Below are 16,536 nucleotides of genomic sequence, written 5' to 3' on the forward strand. Positions count from 1 at the left end.
GGAAGTGTGTATTATAATAAAGAAGTATCTTAATCAAATAGGATACTTCTTTATATTTTATTTAAGTAAAAATTAAATTAATATGATTAGCACTCGTCTGCCACCGTTTTTAGCGGTTTAGTTCTATGAAGATATCACGACAAACAAAAGGAGAAAAATATGAAATTACATGATAAATTTTTAAAGTTAAAGGATATAGAATATTATTCGTATGGTCAAGATTCAGAGGATGGCGAAAATCGGTATTGGTATTTACAAACTGCAAGTAGTGGCTATGAAGATTATGAAATTATATCTTCTAAGCATAAATTCATACCTTTGGTTGTAGGGAAAATAATATCATTTATAAATAATAAAAGGTTGGTGAAATGGTAATGAATAGTCCTATAAAATGGGTTGGAGGTAAGAGAAATATTAAAAAATTATTAGTGTCATTGCTACCTAACAACTATCAGTATGTTGAAGTGTTTGGTGGTGCTGGGTGGGTGTTACTTGATAAAGAGCCAAGTAAAATTGAAGTTTTGAATGATATTAATAGTGATTTAATTAATTTTTACAAAGTTGTTAAGGATAAAAGCAAGTGCGATAAGCTGATTGAAGATTTACAGACTACTTTGAAGTCTAGGGAGTTGTTTAATGAGTATGATTTAATCTATCAAACTAAGCAGTACGAGAGTGATATACAACAAGCTAAAATATTTTACTATTTACTAAAACTTAGTTTTGGTGGAAGAATCAATAGAAATAAAAACTCGTTTGCAATTAGAAATGATGGTATTAAAATGATAAATTATGATAAATTTATGGCTGAATTTTTAGAGTTAAATGAAAGATTGCAAAATGTTTTTATAGAAAATGCGGATTGGGAATATATACTAAACAAATATGATAGGAAAGATGGCAAAGGAATTTTCTTCTTAGACCCACCTTATTTAGAGACTACGGAGGATGATTACAACACTACTTGGAATATTGAATCATATGTAAAATTACATTCAAAATTGAGTAATTTAAAGGATAGATTTATATTAACTTGTAATGATAAACCACAACTAAGAGAATTATTTAAAGAATTTAATATCATGGACAATCAAGTCCACTATAGTGTATGTGGAACGTCAGATGCTTGTAAAAAATATAGTGAATTGATAATAACAAATTATAAAATTGAAGATATTAGTAAAGTTAGTTAGTGACGTAATACAATAAAAATAGGAGTTCAAGGTAGTATGACTTTACTCTTATAATGAAAATATGAAGAAGGAGGATTTTTAATGAAACAATTATCAAAAACAATAATATGTGAGTATAAATACGATTCTGAGGAGGAGAGAGACCAACACGTTAAAGATATGGAGTTGCAAGGGGTTGAGTGTAGCGGTCAAGTCAGAAGGTCTGATGACTCTCTTATGAATAAAGAACGTGATTATTATTGGTATGCAAAGTTTTATAAACAATTATAAGTCACATTACAAAAATATTATGAATTAAGGGAGTTTTAAAAGTGAGTAAAAATGAAGCATTATTAGCAATGCAACAGGGTAAAAAGGTAGCACATATGTATTTCGATGACAATGAGTTTTTATATATTAAAGGTGGAATTATGTATACAGAAGATAATTATAAATTTGACAACAGAGAGGATGGTTACGATGGTTGGAAGGATAGAAGTAGTGAAGCATTTCAAAAAGGATGGTATATAGTAGCTTAATTTAAAATGCTTTAAATAAAAAGAAAAGGGGTATATATTATGACTGATAAACTAGAATTAAAAGTAAATGTGATAAATCAATTAAGATTACTAAGGCAATCAACATTTAAGGATATCTTTTGTTTTTTAGATGAAGATATTCAAAACGCCCAAAGAGCCAAGGCCAGTAAAGTAATGATTACAACTGATTTTTGGGATAAAACTATAACAATAGAGAATAATGGCCAAATATTAACTAATCCTCAATCACTATTCTCTATAGCCGACAGTGGTTGGGATGAAGATGTAAAAAATACAGAAAATCCATTTGGTATGGGATTCTTTAGTAACATAACCATAAGCAATTTTATAGAAATATACTCGGGAAACTTACATATAACTTTTGATGTTAACAAAATGATTAATACAAATAATACAGAAATATTAATTGAAGAAGTTGACAATTATTATGATGGATTTAAATTGGTGTTAAATAATATTGATTTTAATTTCATATATGAATTTAAGATTAAAGAAAGAGTTGAAATGTTAGGGAAGTATGTTCAAAATTTAGATGTTTATTATAATGATGAATTGCAGGAGAAAAAAGACTTATTGGAAGGGGATGGTAGTCCATTTCAAATACAAATTGAAGAAGATAATTTTAAGGGATGGCTTTCATTGGGAGATAATTATTCTTATGGAGATAACATAAATATTTTTTACAAGGGCAGATTAGTATGTAAATTAGAAGACTCCAATTATTTAAAAGGAGATATACATGTCAATGATAAAACTTTAAATCTAACTGCACCCGATAGAAAAGATATAATAAGAGATATTAAATGTAAAATATTCAAAGAAACAGTTAGGGAATATGCAAAAATGTTATGTGAGGATTCATTATTAAATGGTGATGAAAATGAAATACGAAATTATTCCAATGCTATATCATTTTACATTGATAGAACCAAGTTAAAAAATAAGTTAAAATTTATTACGTTTAAGGGGCGAAATGAAAAAGATATAAAATATTTAAAAGATATAGCCTTAGCAAAAAGTAAAAATAAAAATATAAGCAGTTTCAAAAATTATCAATTATTCTTGAATGAAGAGAACAATAAACAATCAGAGAGCCAAATTGAAGAGGTTGTAATTAAGGCAGAAGTTATAAACGAAGTACCCCAAGCTAAAGGAATCGTTGAGCATGAGTCTAGTTCTTCTTATAGAGCCAGTCATACAGAAATCCCCGAAATTAAAAAAGAAGAGACTGAGGAACAAAATGGTGAAATAATTATAAAAGGTGATGAACCTGTCTTTTGGTTATCTTTTGATGAAATTTCCCAGTTTGAGTTTAGGCTTAATATGGTTAGACATTATAATTTAAAAGTCATTGTAGCACGAAATAAAATAGAAGTAGGAATTCTACAGTTAATGAAGGAGACGGATAATGTATTACATATTTCTGAATTAACTGAATCAGTGTCTCTCACAGGATATTTGAACAATACAGAAGCAAAGGGAACAGAGCAGAGAGCTTTAATGATATTTGAATTAATTAGTAGAATTATAGGATTTAATCACAATATCTTTGTAATAGGAGATTTGATGGTTACGAAAATTGTGGAAGTGAAATCTCTAGCTATTAAAAATGAAATTATAGAAAGTGGTATAACTGTATTGAGAGGGCATTCAGTCGAAAAGGTGTACATAGATAGAAGTATTATAGATTTAGGGGGCTTAGAGGGAAACAACGATACTAAGCTAACATTATTGGATTATAAGTTTATATTGACTAATATATATAACATTATAGACCAAGCATATCTGCTAACCAAGGATAAGAAAAAAGAAGAACTTATGCAGGAAGTATTAATAACATTAGGACAAGGTATGATTTAAATAATATATCGAGATTTGAATAAAATGTAAAATAAAGGGTGTGATTAAATGCAATCAAGATTTGGAACTTGTTCAATATGTGGTTCAAATTTAGTTCTAGTATGGTTTATAGAAGAAGAAACTAAAATTATAAATGGTGTAATGTACAAGACTGGTAAAAAAAGAAAAGCGTGTTCACATTTAGAATGTACTACTTGTTTTAAGAATGTATGTATAGATGATTCTTTTGATGGGAACTGGTATTAATAATAAATGATTCATACTTCAAATATATCATGAGAATAACAAAAAACAAAAATAAATTAAAGAGGTGTCAAATGAAGAAATTTAAAAAATCATTATTATCAGTAACATTATGTTTTATTATTGCATGCCCAACACAGATAGTTATGGCAAAGGGGTCACACTCTTCAAGTCATTCTTCAAGAAGTTCGTCAAAGAGTTCTGTTTCTAGGTCTGTAAGTAGTAATTCATCAAGTAAACCAAAGGCAAAAAGTGTGGCTAATCAAACAACTCAAAAGAAAAGTAGTTCTTCAAAACCAAAACCAAAACAAAAACCGAAACAAACAACTAAAGTGATAAATAACAAAACAACCATCATAAATAAAAAAACAGTTTATGTTAACAATTCTTTTGCTAGACCAACCTACAGGACTTATTTTACCCCATCCTATTATAATCCTCATTATGGAAATAACTATTGGTCACATTATTGGTTATATCAATCTATGTCACAGGGTTCAATACATCCTACTAATGTAATAGTTACAGGTGCTACATCAAGGTATTCTATTTGGTACGATATATTAAGTTTTATAGTATTTTTAATAATAGTATTTGGAATATTTAATATAATAAGGAGAGTAAGAGATAGAAGAAGAGAAAGAAATCATAGATTTTAACAAGGGGCACTATAGTCTAATAATAATTATAAATGGTATTAAGTACAAAAAAGAATAAGGAGAAATATATGATAATTAATAAAGAAGAAAAAAACCTATTACTTGCAGGATTATATGAAATAAGAATTAAAACAAAAGTATTACTTTTTAATTACTATTTACCTATATTAAACAAAAGCAAGTTGAAAAATAAAAAGTCTAAAATTGAAAAATTAATGAAACGTATAGAAGAGGATAATGAAAGTTGTGTCATTTCTACAATAGATTCTTTACATAAATCAAATAAGCAACCGTTAAGATTGGGCATATATAGACATTTTAAAGGTGCTAAATATCAAGTATTAAGTAAGTCTGAACATACTGAAACAGGGGAAACTATGGTCGTTTATAAAGCTCTATATGGAGAATATAAGATATATGTAAGACCATATAATATGTTTATAAGTATGGTAGATAAAGTAAAATATCCAGATGTTGAGCAAGAAAATAGATTTGAATGGATTTTTGATTAAATAATTATGAAAAACAATTATAAAATAACTTGACATACCAAATGAACCTGCTATAATAGTAATTGTAAGACAAAGTAAACGGGAAGGAGCAAATTAATGGATTGTAAAAAATTAACGTTAAAAGAGATTGAGAAAACATGGAATATGCAAATAGCATATATGTGCATGGGAATGCAAGACAATAAAGTGATAAATGATTTAGCAAAAGAAGTGAAAGAAAGAGGTGAACTAAAATTATTTGAAAAATTTCAAAAAGACGTTATTCAATGCTATTAAAGGACTTAGTAACTTAGCATACTAGATATACGAAGGAGTGAATAAAATGAGTAAGCAAAAAAGTAAATCTATTATTTATCCCATTAGAGAAAATGAAATAAAACTACCAAGTGGCAAGGCAAGAAAATTAGATAGAAAATATTCTATAGAAGAAGTGTTGAAAAAGGTGAATTTTAGGGGTAAAAAAGAAAGCAAAGAAGATTTTGAAGGTGATTTAATTCCGATGAATAGTCTTAGGTATCATACTTTTGCAAAAGGGTTGAATTGTATGTGTGGTAGTGAAAAATGCCATTTAGTTGGTCAATATTTTCATAAAGAGAGAGATTTATTTATGCCAACTTATCATTTTAATCTATATAGTGTAGATAAAAATGGAAATGAGATTCTAATGACTAAAGACCATACTATTCCCAGTAGCAAAGGTGGAACTGATAATTTAGAAAATCTTCAAACCATGTCAGAACCATGTAATGGTAAGAAGCGTAATAATCTAATATAAATATGATTGTAGTACATAATAAAAATTAGGAGGAAATGATGGAAGGTAATTGTTGTTTAGCATGTAATCACAGTGTGAAAATATCACCTTTAACTGAATTGATTAATTGTAAAAAATATAATTATAGGGTATCTCCAAACTCTTTAGCATGTAAAAATTTTGAATTAGAAAAGGAAACTGACGAGATAGGAGTTACATGGCAAGAAGCTTTTGAAGCAGGGTTAGAGGGTAAAAGAATAAAAGTATATGGTCAATATTTAACGTACCCTAAATTTGAAACTTTACATTTTGCTTTAGTTTATTTGAGCTATAGACCAAATTACTATCAAGATTTATTAAAAAAAGAATGGTATATTGAAAAATCTTAAGTCACAATTCAAAAAATATTAGTAGGTAATATGAAAATATCGTGGAATATGAAAGGGGCATGAGTTAATTTGGAGATTGAGGTATGGGAGGCAATGAAGAAAATTAAAGAGAATGATACTTTAGTATTTAAATATATTGTAAAGAATCAAACCGAGGTTGAAAAAAAGAAGAGAACGTCTTGCTATTACTTAGTTCCTAGCTTTTGGGCAGGAAATCTATTTATTAGACTTGTAGAAAAGGATAGTAGTGGAAAGCTTCTCTATCCCGAAGCGATTCCTATGGGCAAAAATTTATATTGTATAGAATCTAAAGATTTGGAAGGGTTGATATAAAATGAAGAAAAAAGTAATCTTAAGTTTAGCAATTTTAATGGGAATTGGCATAGGCAGTATTGTGACTGCCTGTAATAATAAGGAGAATCACGTACAAGCAGGTGAAAATAGTTATTTAAAGTATTGTGGAGTACAAACGGTTTGTGATGATAAAACTATTGAGATTTATGAAGATACTCAACATAATAAGGTTGTATATGTTGGTACTGATGGATTTCAACATCCTATAACAATATCTGTTTCAGATTTGAAATAAATGATAATGGGAGTAAATATGACTGTGGAAAATGCAAAGAAAACCATAGATGAAATGGTAACTTATTGGAAAAATAATAGTATGACCTTTTCTGAACTTAAAGCCTTGGAGCATGCTAGTGAAGCACTTGGAAAGAAGATGCCACAAACTATTGAATTAGATAAAAATGGATTAGTTTGGTGTTCTGAATGTCATCAAATACTAAATTATGTAGATAAGTATTGTAGTCATTGTGGTCAAAGACTTATGAAAGAATAATTTACAGAAGGAGTAATAACATTATGCTAGAAGCAAGAATTAGTTATCTTAAGGGTAGAACACATACAGTAGAAGCGAATGATATAGAAATGCTCAAAAGTAAGTGTCAGCCTTTTATTAATAATATAGAGGTCTATAATATAGATGTTGTTAAATTAGAGCATGTAGGTTCACTTAAAAATGAATTAGGGTTAGACTTATTATAAAAATGAGTAAAAAGGAGTTAGTTACAATGTTTAAAAATAATATAATTGGAACAGAGAAAACAATAACTTTAGAAATAGCAAATTTGAAGGATAAGTGTGGTATGGAAGTGGAGATTTTCTTGGCTAGAAAAATAAAACACTTATTGGATGACAAAGAGATTACATGTGACCGAATGATATATGATTTTAAAGAAAAAGATTTTCAAAATTTAGAAGGAGCAGGTACAGGTTTTAAAAATGGTAAAGAGCTTTTTGCATTCAATGGTGGCTTTGATGAAATAATCAGAAAGAATGTTAATAATTTAAAGTACAAGGATACTGGAATTATGTTGTCAATCCATAATAAAAATGAATGTATAAGTGATGTACACGAATTATTAAATGAAACATATAAATATGGTGTAAATAAAATATATATGACTATAATAACTGAAAAAGACACAGAAAGAAGTTATATGTCTCCAATACCAAACTATATTTTCAATAAGATTAATGAATATTATGATGATATGATTAATAATGGAGTAATACCAAACCAATGCTTGATTAGAATTGAATGTTTGGATTCAGATTTTGAAATACATAATTTAATGAAATAATTATAAAATAAAATTTACATAAAGGAGACTAATAAATGGATAAACTAATACATGAATTACATACTGCTTTTGATTTTATAAATGAGGCTCATTATAATAATGAGTTAATACCACCCATAATCACAGTCCAAGCTAATCCAAATAAGAAAAAGATAATATATGGTTGGTGTTCTTGTTTACCTAGATGGATAAGAAAAATCAATGAAATAGACCAACATTTCTATGAAATTAATATAACATCTAATCGTTTGGATAGCCCATATGAAGAGGTAATAGAAACTTTGATTCATGAGGTTGTTCATTTGGCAAATAATCAACATAACATTGAGGATTGCAATTCTCATTCTCAAAAGCATAATGAACATTTTAAAACAGAAGCAGAAAGAATTGGATTAATTGTTGAAAAGGCAGGCCGAACAGGGTATTCACAAACTTCATTAAGTGATAATTTATTGGCAGAAATACAAGAAATGGGTTTGGATGAAGAAGCTTTTAATATTAAACGTATAGAAGAATTCAAAGATGCTAAACTAAAACCAAGAAAACCTACTTTTAAGTACAAATGCCCAAAGTGTAGTAAGGAACTCAAATCCATTGAAGAAAAATTAATTGTAAAATGTATGGATTGTGATTGTGAATATATTAAAATAAGCAAGTAATACATAAAAAATAAATATTATAGGAGGATTATAATGAAATTAACTTGGAGAGAAGTATTTGATTCCCATAAAATGTTTCCGTCAGATTATCTTACATGTGTAAAAAAAGCAATGGAAGTAAATTATGATTACATAGCATTTAATGGTAGGGTATGTAGTGTTAAGGATTCAATTGAGGATTTTATTTGCATGGTAGAAGATTTGGATATTCCAGTTATTAAAGATTATGATAAGGAGCAAGATGGAGATAACGATAGTAAGTTATTAATGAATAATACTGAGATATATGAAGTAGAAAGTATGATATGTTTAACTAGTAGAGAAATCACAAAACTACAATTATTTATTAACCCTATAAGCACCGAAATATTTAGATACTTTGAGAATGAAAAATGTTTTAAAGTGGATGCTAATTATAGATATGAAGCATATTAAATAAAAATAAAATGAAATTAAAAAGACTTGACAGGAACAATACATCGTGGTATAGTAGTGGAGTAGCAAGTAATAAAACATAATTATAAAATAAACCTACATAGAAGGAGCAAATTATGATATATTTAAATAATAAATTAGTTGAAACTAAACAATTTCCAAATGGCGAAACTCTAATTGATTCAAATAGGTTAAATATTTTAAAGAACAATTCAATTATTTTAAAGTTTGAAAATGATATGGACTTAATGAATCTTATGTTCTTAACAAAACATTTAGATAATACCTCAGTAAAAAGCGAATTAGTAATTCTATATATGCCTTATAGCCGAATGGATAGAACAGAGGGTCAAACAGTGTTCACCTTAAAATATGTGTGTGATTTAATTAATAATTTAAATTTTGATAGAGTTGTAATTAGTGAACCTCATTCAGATGTTTGTGTTGCATTATTAAATAGAGTAAAAGTTTTTAACACCTCTTCCTATATTGCAGAAAAATTAATGAAAGATTTAAACTTTGGAGAAAATGATTATCTATTTTATCCCGATGGAGGGGCTTTGAAACGCTACTCAAAACAAATAAAATATGATAGGATATTAACTGCAAATAAAGAAAGAGATTTTTCTACAGGAAGAATAAAAAAATTAACAATTGAAGGAACAGTCCCTACACTAAATTCATTCCGTGTGGTAATAGTAGACGATTTATGTAGTAAAGGTGGTACATTTATGCTAAGTGCTGAGAAGTTAAAAGAACTTGGAGCAACTGATATTTACCTTGTAGTTACTCATTGTGAAGATACTATATTTGAAGGTGAATTATTAACTACAGATTTGATAAAAAAGATTTATACAACAGATAGTATACTTACTAAATCACATGAAAAAATTCAAGTTGTGAAAGGATTGATATAAATGAAGTTGTTATTAGTTGTTGACTACCAAAATGACTTTGTAGTGGGCAGTTTAGGTTTTCTAAGAGCTATAGAAATAGAAAATAATATATATCAGAAAGTTAAAGAATATCAGAAGAATAAAGATTATGTAATGTTTACATATGATACGCACCATGAGGATTATCTTGCCACTAGAGAAGGAAAACATTTACCAGTTATACATTGTATGAAAGGTACATTTGGACATAAATTATATGGTAAATTACAGAAATTTATAAATTTAGACCAGTCTGCAAGTTATGGAGACCATGTGAATAAGAGTACCTTCGCATTAGGACAAAATATTTTTAAATTAATAAAAGATATTAATATTGATGAAATTGAGATAATAGGAATTGTAACAGATAAATGTGTAATCAGTAATGCAATATCATTTCAAACTGCTTTTCCTAATGCAGAAATAACAATTGATGCTTCTTGTTGTGCAAGTAATGATGATGATTTACATGAAAAGGCTTTAGATATTATGGAATCTTTACAAATGAAAATAATTAATCGGGAGGCAAAATAATATGAAAAATACAAACCCAATGTTATTAACGGATTTCTATAAAACTATTCATCATAAATGCTATGCTGATGGAATGACTAAATTAGTATCCTATTGGACTCCAAGAATGACTAGAACAAAGGAGAATGAAGTTGTTATGTTTGGACTTCAAGGATTTATAAAGAAATATCTAATAGATTATTTCAATGATAATTTCTTTAATCTTCCAAAAGCACAAGTCATAGCGGATTATAAAAGAGTTATAAGTTATTCAATGGGAGCAGAACATGCAGATACTTTACATATTGAAAGATTACATGATTTAGGATATCTACCGATAGAAATAAATGCAGTAGAAGAGGGTACACTAGTTCCAATTAAAGTTCCGATGTTCTCTATTACAAATACTCATGATGATTTTGCATGGCTAGTTAATTATTTAGAGACAATTATTTCGTGTCATGTATGGCTACCAATCACATCTGCAACTACAGGACATGCATTCAGAAAAATCATGAATAAATATTATGAGAAAACAGTTGTTGATGGAAATGTTGAAATGAGTTGCGGTGATTTTAGCATGAGAGGAATGTCTTGCTTAGAATCTGCTGAAAGTAGTAGTAGCGGTCATTTATTATCTTTCAAAGGTTCTGCTACAATTCCTGCCATCCTCTACCTAGAAAAATATTATAATTGTGAATTAGGTAAAGATATAATTGGTCTAGGAACTCCTTCCACAGAACATAGTGTTATGTGCTCTTATGGTAGATGGGCAGAAATAGACGGATATAAAAGGTTGATTAATGAAGTATATCCTAATGGCATATTAAGTATAGTTTCTGACACTTATGATTATTGGAGTTTAATAGAACATACTTTGCCTATACTAAAAGATGATATACTAAAGAGAGATGGTAAAATAGTTATCCGTGGAGATAGTGGAGACCCTGTGAAAATAATATGTGGAAGTTGTGAAATTACTGATTTAGAGAATGATAAATACTGTAAAACTCTTGAAGAGTGTAAAAGATATATGAAAGACTGCTTAGTCGAGGAAATAAGTAATGATACTCCACATGGAGAATGTGGTTCTGATGAAAATACAGGAATATTTAAGTTTCAAGGAAAGTATTATGAAATGATTATTGACCTTGAGTGGAATAGATATGATAAACAGTATTACTATATAGATAGAAGTAGTATAAAATCATGTAAAGAAGTTGAATTAACACTTGAGCAAAAGGGCACAGTTGAAGCTTTATGGGATTTATTTGGAGGTACTATCAATGCTAAGGGGTATAAGGTGTTAGATAGTCATATAGGTTGTGTATATGGAGATAGTATTACATTAGATAGAGCAGAAGATATATGTGGTCAATTAACACGTAAAGGATTTGCAACTAATAACGTTGTGCTTGGCATAGGGAGTTTTACCTATAACATGGTATCCCGTGACACTTATGGTTTCTGTCTCAAAGGAACTCATGCAGTAATTAATGGTAAAGAGGTTCAAATATTTAAAGACCCAAAAAGCGATAGTGGGAATTTTAAAAAGAGTCAAAAGGGAATGTGTGTGGTTTTTAAAGACGAAAACAATATAATATCATGCAAAGACGAATTAACTATTAACCAAGCAAAAAATTACGAAGGAAATTTATTGAAAGTAATATTTGAAAATGGTGAAATGAAAAGTGAATGTAGTTTGGAAGAGATTAGAAACAAATTAAACGGTGGAAATAATTGATAGAAGATAGAAAGATAGAAATATGGAAAGATATAAAAGGCTATAAAGGAGTATACCAAATATCTAATTGTGGAAATATTAGGTCTTTAGACAGAATGACTGTAAATTCTTTGGGTGTACATAGAAAAGAAAAGGGAGTGCTAAAAAAGTTAAGATTAGGCAAACAAGGATATTTATATACTAGCTTGTGGAATCATCAAAAAACTAAAACTGTCAAACCCCACAGATTAGTAGCTTTATATTTTATTGATTTAATAGAGGGAAAAGATATAGTAAATCATAAAGATGGAGATAAACAGAACAACCATGTAGACAACTTAGAATGGGTAACAACTCTGGAAAACGCAAGGCATGCCCATGAGACAGGCTTGTCTCCTTCACAAAAAGGGGAACATAATGCTTTTCATACGTTGACAGAACAAGAGGCTATTGAGGTATATAAACTAGCACATAGAGGAATTTTTTCACAGAAGGAGATTTCAAAAATGTATAATATCACGAGTAGCAATGTTTCAGCAATAAAAAGAGGATGTTCATGGAATGAATCCATAACTATTATTAATCAAGAACCTAAAAAAAGAGTTAGCAGTGGCAGAATTTATATTGATGTATATAATTTAGAAAACAATCTGTTGAAAAGGTTTGATGGCCTTGTGGCTATGGAACAGGAATCAGAAGCAGTTTTAGGGGTAAAGTTGAATAAAAAAACAGTAAGTCGATTAAAGGCAACAAAGACTAAGTATAAAGACTTTTATATAATAAAAAACAAAAAAATAGTAATATAAGATATTGAAGGAGTTAATATGGATTTTTACCTAAATACAGAAAATACATATAACCGATTAAAAAACGAATATAAAACACATAGAAAAATAATTATAGCCTACGATTTTGACGGAACTGTTTTTGACTATCACGGAGAAGGTCGCACTTTTGATAATGTTATTTCCTTACTACAAAGGTGGAAAAATCATGCTCACTTCATTGTGTACACAGTTTCGGGTAAGGAACGGCATGAACCAATTAAAACGTATTTGAGAGCCAATAGTATACCCTTTGATTCTATAAATGAAAATATTAAAGGGTTGAACATTCCGAGTGGTGGTAAACTTTACTATAATGTACTACTAGATGATAGAGCCTCATTACGAGAAACATACAATATATTACTAAAATTAATAGACGAGATTGAAAGGGGATTATAAAATGAAAAAAGATTTTAATGTAGCAATGGAAACTAAAAAAGTGATTGAATGGATACAGGTATATTTTAAAAATAATAAATCTGCAAAGGGGGCAATTTTGGGTATCAGTGGTGGTAAGGATTCTACAGTAGTAAGTGCATTATTGGTAGAGGCTTTAGGTAAAGACAGAGTATATGGAGTATTACTGCCCAATGGTGTTCAAAAGGATATTTCAGATAGTTTAAAAGTTGTAAAAGATTTGGATATTAAATATTCAATTGTAAATATAGCAGATTCTTTTAATGGATTAGTTGATAATATTCAAGAATTCCAATACTTATCAGACCAATCTTTAATAAATATAGCCCCTAGAATACGAATGGCTACATTATATGCAATAGGTCAAACATTAGGATATAGAGTTTGTGGAACAGGAAATAAGTCAGAGTCATATGTCGGCTACACAACAAAATTTGGGGATTCAAGTTCAGATTTTAACCCTATTTCAGACTTTGATACAGAGGAAGTTATAGCTATTGGAGATTACTTAGGAATAAGCCATAACTTAGTGCATAAAATCCCTAGTGATGGTTTATGTGCAAAGTCAGATGAAGAAAATTTAGGTTTTACTTATCATCAACTAAATGAATACATGGATAATGGTACATGTGGTGATAAAAAAATAGATATGGATATATTTTGGAAACATGAGGCTAGTCTTCATAAGTTCAATCCAATTCCAACATTCAAAAAAATAATTATACAAAAAGGAGATAGATAAAATGATAGGAAAAGAATTAAGTTATGAGGAAGTTAATCAATTAGCAGAAGGTACTAAAGTTTGGCATTATAATAAGCAAGTGCCTATAGGAAATCTTAGAAAAGTGTTGTTAACTTATAAAGGATTTAAAAGAGTATTAAAAAATGATTATAACGATAATTGCTTTATTTTAGAAGGATTAGAGGATTATACTAATTGTAATTGTCATACATATGAAGTAATAGAGGAAGTAGGCACTACTAAAGAATTAAGTAATAAAACAGATAAAACCACTGGAATGAAAGGTAAACTATTAAGCTTTGAGGAACTTAACCAATTAGAAAATGGAACTAAAGTTTGGCATACAAATGATATGACTGAGGGAGAAGTAAGAGAAATTAAGTTTAATTATAATGGATATGCAAAGGTATTAAAAAGTAACAAGAATTGGTTTTGTAGTATCACTACACTAGCTGAGTATAATAAGATAAACGGTAATACATATAAAATATTGGGAAAAACAGAACAATGTACAAACAAAAATGATAAAACAGAGGAGACTGTAAATATGAGAGGCAAATTACTAACTGTTAGGGAATCAGAAGTTTTAGGGATGAAAGTGTTATTGGTCTATAAAGAATATGAAGTTATAGCTACAGTGGGGTTTGGTAAATATTATAGTTGTGAGGGAGATAAATGTGGATATGAGAAGAAATATTCCTTTAGATTTAAGGAATCTGCCCCAAGTGGTACTACATGGGATAATATTGAGACAAATGCCTTTGTTTATGAACTATTAGAAGATACAAAAGTAGAAGAAGCAAAAGAAACTACACAGATTAAAGGAATACATAAAAGTAAAGCTCAAAAGAAAATTGATGTATTAAAAGGTAAAATTGTTGAATTGGAAGAAATTGATAGAAATAGAAATGCTAAAGAAGATATAGGATTCTACATATTAAACCAAACAGAAGAGGCTAATGGCACAAAATTATTAGATATAAATGAAGCAACTTTAAAAGTACATGTGAAAAAAGAACATGAGTTTATGATAAAATATAGAAGAGAAGGCTATAAAATAATTTGTGAGTTTTATCTAAATAACAAATGTAATGGGATTAAGGGGATTGGTATAGCTAGGTGTTTAGAAGAGGATAGCTTAAACTATCGTGAGGGAATATGTCTAGCTGAATTGAGAGCTAGAAGTGATTTCTATGCTAAAGTAGCTAAAAATTTAGCTGAGAGTCTATAATTAAACAGTAATAAAGAGTAATTATAAAATGGTTGACAATAACTTAATGTGTGGTATACTATAGAAAGTAGAGAAGTTGTCAGCCAAAATAATTACGAAGGTGGTCATTAATATGAGCGTTAACCAAATTAAACTTAAAACAATTGAAGAAATGATACTTAATGGGCAAAAAACAGACTATATAACTTTTTGTAAAAGCAAAGATGGACATGTAACTGTTTCATTTTTAGAATCAAATTCAGAAGAGGATATTGTAGGTGTGGGTAAAGTTAAATATAACAGTTTATCAAAAGATGTTCGTAAAAAATGTTTTGAGTTAGCAAATGAACTGGCAAGAATTGATTATTATGATAAAAAATTTGGAAAGAATATTTAAATATGAGTTTCATATATATTATAATACATACGTTCACATAATGTAAAGAATATAGGAGAACAAATTTTAATTTTATGCGGTATAAATAAACTATACTAAAAAATGGGGAGATTGATTAATGATGGGAATATTCGATATGTTTAAGAAAAAAGAAACTAAGCAAGAGACAGCATGTAATAGTATAGCTACTTCAATGGATAGTAATGTAGGTACTTCAAAAATAGATTTAAGAAAACAAACTTTTAAAATATCACTAGAAAAGAAATCCATGCAAAACACAGTAGCTAGAGTTTCATTAATAATTGATGAATCATATTCTATGCAAGATTTGTATAATGATGGAACAATTCAAGAAACCATAGAAAGATTATTACCCGTAGCAATTAAATTAGATGATAATAGCGAATTAGATGTATGGACATTTAACAATCATTTTAAAAGAATGAAACCCATTAAAGAAACAGACTTTAAAGGATATGTAGATAATGTACTAATGAAAGATATTAGTTGGGGAGGCACTAGTTATGCCCCTGTAATTAAGGATATTGTTAAAAAATACATAAAAGAAGAACCCTCTAATATACCTACCTTTGTAATTTTCATTACAGATGGTGAAAATAATGACAGAGAACAGGCAAAACAAGCTATAATTGAAGCCTCAAATCATAATATATTTTGGCAATTTATAGGGATTGGGAATGAAAGTTTTAGATTCTTAAGTGAATTAGATACTATGCAAGGCAGAAAAGTTGATAATGCTAATTTCTTTAAATTAAAAGATATGAGTAAAATATCAGATGAAAAATTATATGATATGTCTATGAATGAATATCCATCATGGGAGAAAGAAGCAAAAAAATTAGGAATCATTAAATAA

Annotated in this window: 27 protein-coding genes; all 27 read left to right on the forward strand. The window is 28.6% G+C overall.

Features of this window, described 5'->3' with window-relative positions; all coding sequences use genetic code 11:
• Nucleotides 1–159 precede the first annotated feature (159 nt).
• The 27 genes from Ctaglu_RS16570 to Ctaglu_RS16700 all read left to right on the forward strand — a co-directional run bounded on the left by Ctaglu_RS16570 (nt 160) and on the right by Ctaglu_RS16700 (nt 16,536).
• The gene (locus Ctaglu_RS16570) at nt 160–375 is read left to right on the forward strand and encodes a hypothetical protein (RefSeq protein WP_125003701.1); all 216 of its coding nucleotides are present in this window, start codon (nt 160–162) and stop codon (nt 373–375) included.
• Complete coding sequence (locus Ctaglu_RS16575; protein ID WP_185732764.1) at nt 375–1,193, forward strand: DNA adenine methylase; 819 nt, start codon at nt 375–377, stop codon at nt 1,191–1,193. Before Ctaglu_RS16570 ends, Ctaglu_RS16575 begins: the two co-directional genes overlap by 1 nt.
• An 81-nt stretch (nt 1,194–1,274) precedes the next feature.
• Entirely contained in the window at nt 1,275–1,463 is a 189-nt protein-coding gene (locus Ctaglu_RS16580; protein ID WP_125003705.1) for a hypothetical protein, read from the forward strand.
• A 41-nt stretch (nt 1,464–1,504) separates the two neighbouring features.
• Nucleotides 1,505–1,711 carry a hypothetical protein gene (locus Ctaglu_RS16585; RefSeq protein WP_125003707.1) on the forward strand — a complete coding sequence of 69 codons (207 nt, stop codon included), beginning with the start codon at nt 1,505–1,507 and terminating at the stop codon, nt 1,709–1,711.
• Nucleotides 1,712–1,750: 39 nt separating this feature from the next.
• Entirely contained in the window at nt 1,751–3,592 is a 1,842-nt protein-coding gene (locus Ctaglu_RS16590) for a hypothetical protein (RefSeq protein ID WP_125003709.1), read from the forward strand.
• Nucleotides 3,593–3,640: 48 nt separating this feature from the next.
• Nucleotides 3,641–3,838 (forward strand): hypothetical protein, encoded by a 198-nt coding sequence (locus Ctaglu_RS16595; protein ID WP_125003711.1) that lies wholly within the window; start codon nt 3,641–3,643, stop codon nt 3,836–3,838.
• A gap of 71 nt (nt 3,839–3,909) precedes the next feature.
• Nucleotides 3,910–4,494: a hypothetical protein gene (locus Ctaglu_RS16600; protein ID WP_125003713.1), complete on the forward strand. Its 585-nt coding sequence runs from the start codon at nt 3,910–3,912 to the stop codon at nt 4,492–4,494.
• Nucleotides 4,495–4,562: 68 nt separating this feature from the next.
• Nucleotides 4,563–5,006, forward strand: coding sequence for a DUF1653 domain-containing protein (locus Ctaglu_RS16605; RefSeq protein WP_233439835.1), 444 nt, complete (start codon nt 4,563–4,565; stop codon nt 5,004–5,006).
• A gap of 96 nt (nt 5,007–5,102) precedes the next feature.
• Nucleotides 5,103–5,282 (forward strand): hypothetical protein, encoded by a 180-nt coding sequence (locus Ctaglu_RS16610; protein WP_125003715.1) that lies wholly within the window; start codon nt 5,103–5,105, stop codon nt 5,280–5,282.
• A 46-nt stretch (nt 5,283–5,328) separates the two neighbouring features.
• Nucleotides 5,329–5,781 carry an HNH endonuclease gene (locus tag Ctaglu_RS16615; RefSeq protein WP_125003717.1) on the forward strand — a complete coding sequence of 151 codons (453 nt, stop codon included), beginning with the start codon at nt 5,329–5,331 and terminating at the stop codon, nt 5,779–5,781.
• A 35-nt stretch (nt 5,782–5,816) separates the two neighbouring features.
• A complete protein-coding gene (locus Ctaglu_RS16620; RefSeq protein ID WP_125003719.1) occupies nt 5,817–6,149 on the forward strand; it encodes a hypothetical protein in 333 nt (110 codons plus the stop codon).
• A gap of 93 nt (nt 6,150–6,242) precedes the next feature.
• Nucleotides 6,243–6,482, forward strand: coding sequence for a hypothetical protein (locus Ctaglu_RS16625; protein ID WP_125003721.1), 240 nt, complete (start codon nt 6,243–6,245; stop codon nt 6,480–6,482).
• A gap of 1 nt (nt 6,483) precedes the next feature.
• Nucleotides 6,484–6,738: a Vmc-like lipoprotein signal peptide domain-containing protein gene (locus Ctaglu_RS16630; RefSeq protein WP_125003723.1), complete on the forward strand. Its 255-nt coding sequence runs from the start codon at nt 6,484–6,486 to the stop codon at nt 6,736–6,738.
• Between the two features lie 24 nt (nt 6,739–6,762).
• Nucleotides 6,763–6,996 (forward strand): hypothetical protein, encoded by a 234-nt coding sequence (locus Ctaglu_RS16635; protein ID WP_148097595.1) that lies wholly within the window; start codon nt 6,763–6,765, stop codon nt 6,994–6,996.
• A gap of 23 nt (nt 6,997–7,019) precedes the next feature.
• Entirely contained in the window at nt 7,020–7,202 is a 183-nt protein-coding gene (locus Ctaglu_RS16640; RefSeq protein ID WP_125003727.1) for a hypothetical protein, read from the forward strand.
• A gap of 26 nt (nt 7,203–7,228) precedes the next feature.
• Nucleotides 7,229–7,801 (forward strand): hypothetical protein, encoded by a 573-nt coding sequence (locus Ctaglu_RS16645; protein WP_125003729.1) that lies wholly within the window; start codon nt 7,229–7,231, stop codon nt 7,799–7,801.
• A gap of 35 nt (nt 7,802–7,836) precedes the next feature.
• Nucleotides 7,837–8,460: a SprT-like domain-containing protein gene (locus Ctaglu_RS16650; RefSeq protein WP_125003731.1), complete on the forward strand. Its 624-nt coding sequence runs from the start codon at nt 7,837–7,839 to the stop codon at nt 8,458–8,460.
• Nucleotides 8,461–8,493: 33 nt separating this feature from the next.
• The gene (locus Ctaglu_RS16655; RefSeq protein WP_125003733.1) at nt 8,494–8,895 is read left to right on the forward strand and encodes a hypothetical protein; all 402 of its coding nucleotides are present in this window, start codon (nt 8,494–8,496) and stop codon (nt 8,893–8,895) included.
• Between the two features lie 116 nt (nt 8,896–9,011).
• The gene (locus tag Ctaglu_RS16660) at nt 9,012–9,812 is read left to right on the forward strand and encodes a phosphoribosyltransferase family protein (RefSeq protein ID WP_125003735.1); all 801 of its coding nucleotides are present in this window, start codon (nt 9,012–9,014) and stop codon (nt 9,810–9,812) included.
• Nucleotides 9,813–10,364: a cysteine hydrolase family protein gene (locus Ctaglu_RS16665; protein WP_125003737.1), complete on the forward strand. Its 552-nt coding sequence runs from the start codon at nt 9,813–9,815 to the stop codon at nt 10,362–10,364.
• Between the two features lies 1 nt (nt 10,365).
• Complete coding sequence (locus tag Ctaglu_RS16670; RefSeq protein WP_125003739.1) at nt 10,366–12,087, forward strand: nicotinate phosphoribosyltransferase; 1,722 nt, start codon at nt 10,366–10,368, stop codon at nt 12,085–12,087.
• Nucleotides 12,084–12,872, forward strand: a complete 789-nt coding sequence (locus Ctaglu_RS16675; protein WP_125003741.1) for an NUMOD4 motif-containing HNH endonuclease — start codon at nt 12,084–12,086, stop codon at nt 12,870–12,872. Before Ctaglu_RS16670 ends, Ctaglu_RS16675 begins: the two co-directional genes overlap by 4 nt.
• A gap of 18 nt (nt 12,873–12,890) precedes the next feature.
• Complete coding sequence (locus tag Ctaglu_RS16680) at nt 12,891–13,292, forward strand: hypothetical protein (RefSeq protein ID WP_125003743.1); 402 nt, start codon at nt 12,891–12,893, stop codon at nt 13,290–13,292.
• A gap of 1 nt (nt 13,293) precedes the next feature.
• Nucleotides 13,294–14,052 carry an NAD(+) synthase gene (gene nadE / locus Ctaglu_RS16685; protein ID WP_125003745.1) on the forward strand — a complete coding sequence of 253 codons (759 nt, stop codon included), beginning with the start codon at nt 13,294–13,296 and terminating at the stop codon, nt 14,050–14,052.
• A 1-nt stretch (nt 14,053) separates the two neighbouring features.
• Nucleotides 14,054–15,283 carry a hypothetical protein gene (locus tag Ctaglu_RS16690; RefSeq protein WP_125003747.1) on the forward strand — a complete coding sequence of 410 codons (1,230 nt, stop codon included), beginning with the start codon at nt 14,054–14,056 and terminating at the stop codon, nt 15,281–15,283.
• Nucleotides 15,284–15,395: 112 nt separating this feature from the next.
• Complete coding sequence (locus Ctaglu_RS16695; protein ID WP_125003749.1) at nt 15,396–15,659, forward strand: hypothetical protein; 264 nt, start codon at nt 15,396–15,398, stop codon at nt 15,657–15,659.
• 118 nt (nt 15,660–15,777) lie between these two features.
• Complete coding sequence (locus tag Ctaglu_RS16700) at nt 15,778–16,536, forward strand: vWA domain-containing protein (RefSeq protein WP_125003751.1); 759 nt, start codon at nt 15,778–15,780, stop codon at nt 16,534–16,536.

This window comes from Clostridium tagluense (assembly GCF_003865095.1).
Classification (GTDB): Bacteria; Bacillota; Clostridia; order Clostridiales; family Clostridiaceae; genus Clostridium_AD; species Clostridium_AD tagluense.